The following is a 4,556-nucleotide window of genomic DNA, read 5'->3' as shown; positions in this document are numbered from 1 at the left end:
GGAGGAGGACATGAAGCGCTCTCGAAAGATGACGGAAACCGCGCAAGGCGGCGCGAAAGAAATTCTAGGGGACGCGGCAGGGTTGGTCTAGCGGTTTATGCCGGACGGGTTGACAAGACGGCGGACGGCGGGGAACATGGCGTTCTCTAATTTAGAAGGTGATCCCCCCAACGGTATCGTCTCCAGACTTCCTGCAACCATCTTAAACTATTGCCACAACCATATCTTGCACGGTGGGTCATTGTGTCTCACAATGCAAACCGCCCCGTGAAATGAGACTAATGTTTATGAACTCTTCCAGCACCAGAAAAAAAAACAAAGAAAGAGAGTTGCGTGCAGTTTCTTTGTTCTCTGGTGGCGGTGGCATGGACATAGGTGTTCGTCAGGCTGGGTTCAACGTATTGTGCCAAGTGGAAATAGACCCCCATTGTTGCGAGACACTACGGCAAGCAGCAATTAGAGAGAAGCAGCAGACCATCGTTGTCGAAAACGATGTAAGAAAAGTTGATGAGAATGAATTGCTAGAGCGCATGGGATTAGTGGCAGGCGAACTCGACCTTTTGTTCGGCGGCCCACCTTGCCAAGCATTTTCTCTTATTGGGAAAAGAGCGAGCCTTGATGATGAGCGGGGAATGTTGCTATTCGAGATTGTTCGTTTTGCAAAGGCGTTCCGTCCACGCGCCGTTATGATTGAACAGGTAAAAGGCTTATTAAGTGCTCCTGATGCCAACGGCGTCAAAGGAGGCGCGTTTCGCGATCTGCTCACACAGTTGGAGTCTTTAGACTACGTCCCCAAGTGGAAAGTTGCCCTCGCCGCTGATTACGGAGTTCCACAGTTGCGAGAGCGCGTGATAATTGTGGCGACAAAAAAACCTAATGGGTTTCAATTTCCTGCGCCGACACATTCAGACAACAAGACTTCTAGCGGCTCTTTGTTTGCCTTGCCACAGTATAGAACCGTTGGAGAAGCACTGGAAGGCTTGGAAAAACCGATCGTTGGCAGAGACATTCCATCAAAAAACAACCACGTTGATATTACGCCAGATGGCGACCGCCGGAGAATTGCTGGCGTTCCCGAAGGTTCTCACCTTGCCAAAGAGCTGCATTTACCAACAAGCCAACGACAAAATTTGTCGAAAAAGGACACGACGAAATTTCGCAGACTATCCCGCAAGGAACCTTCCTTGACGCTGCGGTGCGGTGAAATTTTCTTTCACCCTACTGAAGATAGATACCTAACCCCTAGAGAGTATATGCGCATACATGGATACCCCGATGATTACATTTTAATGGGGCCGGTTCGCGGACGTTCTGGAAGCGTAAAGAATCTTGATCAGCACCGACAGATTGCTAATTCCGTCCCGCCACCACTTGCTAGATCCATTGCAAGAGAAATTAGGAAGGTTATAGAATGCCAAAAATCTTCGAGGTATTCGGATACCCAATCACAGATCAAACCCAAGAAGCAAAAGAAAGTAGGCGGCACGCGCACTGTCCGTTCATGAATGGACAGTGTGATGGGGGCGGCAACAGGTACTCGTCGCAAATTGCCTTAGGTTCGGACCATCCGTTGCGCACTCATTTTCTTGGGGTCGACGATGTCCCTGCTGGGGTATGTTCAATTCAAACTACCCCCGATACATCGCCTTGGATTGTTTGCCCCCGCCGACTGCTTGCACTGGGCCGCGAAGATCCAGGGGTGAGAAAATGGCAATCCTATGCAGAAGAAAAAACTTTAGGCTTTTTATCGTACCCGCCTAAGTCTCGACTTGGCGTGTGGACTGAAGTGAAGCTGAAGTACGAAGAAGCCGGTAAATCTTTTGACTACACCTTTGATTACATTGTTGCCCCTATTGGTTCGACTCCTGTCAAGAGCATGTCCCTACAGTTAGGCCAATCCGTACAAGCTGTTGCGAAGAGCCTTGCGATCGCAGGATACAGTCTTGCCGTGCGTGACGGCGAAGATTTTGTTGAGGACTTTCCCATCGGGCCCCCTTCACTTGTTGAAATAATGACATCAAGCACAAGTGGCGGGAACAAAAAGAAAAGAACGACAATCGCTATGGCGTTCGAAGATTCGATGCTTGAAAAGAGCCATGAAGCCCCCGGCATAAACTATCGTCAAGTATGGGCAAGAATGGTTTCGCAGCTGATCGTTAAATCGGAAGTTGCCCTTGCGTGGGGGGGAAAAACAATTTGGGTGGTTCAGGATAATCTTGTCGATTATATTTGCAAATCCACTGCGTTAGACGTGCGAAAGTTTCTTTCCGAAAAGTCTGATGAGGTGAACATGTTGAGCTTCAGTTACGGAGACATAAACGGCAAAAAAGAAGGCATTATAGATCTTGTGAACTCAGCCCTTTACGCTGGCCCAATGACAACGGGAACACGATCAAACAAGCCTAGCTTTCAAGATATGATACGAACGCCCTTAACTCCATCCAAAGATAGGTTGTTTTCTCTTTTGATAAGACAAAGGCCAAAAAATATAGTTTTCGCTCCAGAGCAGGAAAGAAACAAAACATGGAAGAACTGAGACACCATGCATTCAGCGTCTGGAAGGCAGCGTGATTTTATCACAAGGCTTCGGAAAAAATAAGGTACTTGTTGGAAAAAAGGCGAACGGCGGGGAACATGACAGCAGGTCTGACGCAGGAGAATGTCGCATGAAAAAGAGTTTGGTCGTGGCCTTGGGATGCCTGCTGCTATGCGTTCGGCCCGCGCTGGCCGAGGAAGCAAATCCCGCGCCGCCGCCCGAATCCCCTCTCGCCGCGCCTGCTACAGCCGAACCTCCGCCCGAACTGAGCATGGAGGAGTTACAGAACGCGGCGGAGAATGGCCATGCCGAAGCCGCGAACCATCTCGGCCATATTTACGCCAAGGGCCTCGGCGTGCCGCGAGACTACGCGCAGGCCATGCTGTGGTCGCGACGAGCGGCGGGGCTGGGCAATCTTGAGGCGCAGAACCGCATCGGCGCGTTTTACGCGAAGGGCTTGGGCGTGAAGCAGGACGATAAGGAGGCTGCCGCATGGTTCCTCGGCGCCGCCGAAAAAGGCCACGCCGCCGCCCAAAGCAATCTCGGCAGCCTCTATGCCAAGGGGCAGGGCGTCGAAAAGGATTATGCGAAAGCGCTGGAGTGGTTCGGGAAAGCGGCGGCGCAGAACAATGCCGATGCCTTTAACGGTCTGGGCGCCTTGTATCTTGACGGCAAAGGCGTTGATCGCAACGCAAACAGCGCCGTAAGCTGGTTCCATAAAGCCGCCGAAGGCGGCAACGCCGCCGGACAAAACAATCTCGGCGTCTGCTTCGCCAAAGGACGCGGCGTGACCAAGGATTACGCCGAAGCCGTGCGCTGGTATCGCAAAGCCGCCGAAAGCGGCAACGCCGACGCCCAAAACAATCTCGGCAACGCCTATGCGCGAGCCGAAGGCGTGCCGCGCGACGATGTGAAGGCCTATATGTGGATGGATCTGGCAGCGGAACAAGGTTTCGCCCAAGCCGTCGCCGACCGCGACGCCCTCGCCCGCGCCATGACGCCGGAACAGATCGCCGAAGCCCAGAAGCTGAGCCGCGAGTGGCGGCCTGGCGGTAAGTTCGATGATCCCTTGCTCAACAAGCGCAAATGGGGCTTGGATTAACGCGCTGAGGGCATGGCAGGTGCTGGATGCCAGCCTCCGCTGGCATGCCTTTGCCGGGGGCACTGGGCCTCTCATTAGGCAGTTGGCATAAGTTACCGGTCACGATGGACATGCAACGCGCCACGAAAATCCTCGATCCGCCATTGCGCGTCTTCACGCGTGGCGTAGTTCGGGCCGACAGGCGCTTTCCGACGCCTCTAGAGATGTCGAGCATGTAGGTTGTTTGGCATAAACCGAACAGGAGGCCGCGCAGGGCGCACATCAAGGCCTGTCCTTCTTCCAGCGATACACGGAAATGGCCGGTGCTTTCGGCAATGTCAGGGGGATGGAGATAATGCGGTTTGATGCGGCTCTCGACATCGCCCGTACCATGCCCCCGCCCCAATCGCCGAAGGCCAGAGGCTGAGCCGCGAGTGGCGGCCTGACGGCAAATAGGCGTCTAATACCAATCCGTCTATGAACTGACACGTATAATCTTGCGCTTTCCCTTAACATCAAGAACAGACGTCATTCCCGCGCAAGCGGGAATCCAGCGGCGAGCGATAGCGAGCGCATGAGTCAACAACACCAGCGGCCTGTACTGCCTTCTCTGTTCGGGACTCATACGTCCCGCAGACGCGGGACGCTGGATTCCCGCGTGCGCGGGAATGACGGCCATTGATAGGCCAATGCGTCAGTTCATAGACGGATTGGTATAACAGCGAAACGCCTGCGCTTCTGGACAGGATTTCAAACAGACTCCGAGAACGCCGGCGCACAAAAAAACGAACGCACGCCGCCCGAAGCGAAAAGAGCAAGGCAACATAATCGGGAATATGGTGGACCTGATCGGGATCGAACCGACGACCTCGTCATTGCGAACGACGCGCTCTCCCAGCTGAGCTACAGGCCCTGAATGCGCCCTTTATGAGGGGGGCG

The 4,556-nt window shown here is 53.6% G+C and carries 3 protein-coding genes and 1 tRNA gene; 3 read left to right on the top strand and 1 reads right to left on the bottom strand.

Features of this window, described 5'->3' with window-relative positions; all coding sequences use genetic code 11:
• The first annotated feature begins 281 nt into the window (after window positions 1-281).
• The 3 genes from Q1J43_RS00550 (at window position 282) to Q1J43_RS00540 (ending at window position 3,638) form a co-directional block, all read left to right on the top strand.
• A complete protein-coding gene (locus Q1J43_RS00550; RefSeq protein WP_301100330.1) occupies window positions 282-1,505 on the top strand; it encodes a DNA cytosine methyltransferase in 1,224 nt (407 codons plus the stop codon).
• Entirely contained in the window at window positions 1,412-2,536 is a 1,125-nt protein-coding gene (locus tag Q1J43_RS00545; protein WP_301100332.1) for a hypothetical protein, read from the top strand. Before Q1J43_RS00550 ends, Q1J43_RS00545 begins: the two co-directional genes overlap by 94 nt.
• Window positions 2,537-2,666: 130 nt before the next feature.
• On the top strand, window positions 2,667-3,638 hold the full coding sequence (locus Q1J43_RS00540) for a tetratricopeptide repeat protein (protein ID WP_301100329.1): 972 nt from the start codon (window positions 2,667-2,669) through the stop codon (window positions 3,636-3,638).
• An 816-nt stretch (window positions 3,639-4,454) separates the two neighbouring features.
• Here the strand turns inward: Q1J43_RS00540 and Q1J43_RS00535 are convergent.
• Window positions 4,455-4,530 (bottom strand) — tRNA-Ala (locus Q1J43_RS00535).
• Window positions 4,531-4,556 lie beyond the last annotated feature (26 nt).

Origin of the sequence: Propionivibrio sp., from assembly GCF_029255185.1 — a bacterium.
Lineage (GTDB): Bacteria > Pseudomonadota > Gammaproteobacteria > Burkholderiales > Rhodocyclaceae > Propionivibrio.
Note: the sequence above shows the minus strand (reverse complement) of the source record. Positions and strands in the feature narration are given on the sequence as shown.

Bases quoted from the DNA above. Each gene is read 5' to 3' on its own strand.
- Q1J43_RS00550 (WP_301100330.1), top strand. From the start codon at position 282: ATGTTTATGAACTCTTCCAGCACCAGAAAAAAAAACAAAGAAAGAGAG.
- Q1J43_RS00545 (WP_301100332.1), top strand. From the start codon at position 1,412: ATGCCAAAAATCTTCGAGGTATTCGGATACCCAATCACAGATCAAACC.
- Q1J43_RS00540 (WP_301100329.1), top strand. From the start codon at position 2,667: ATGAAAAAGAGTTTGGTCGTGGCCTTGGGATGCCTGCTGCTATGCGTT.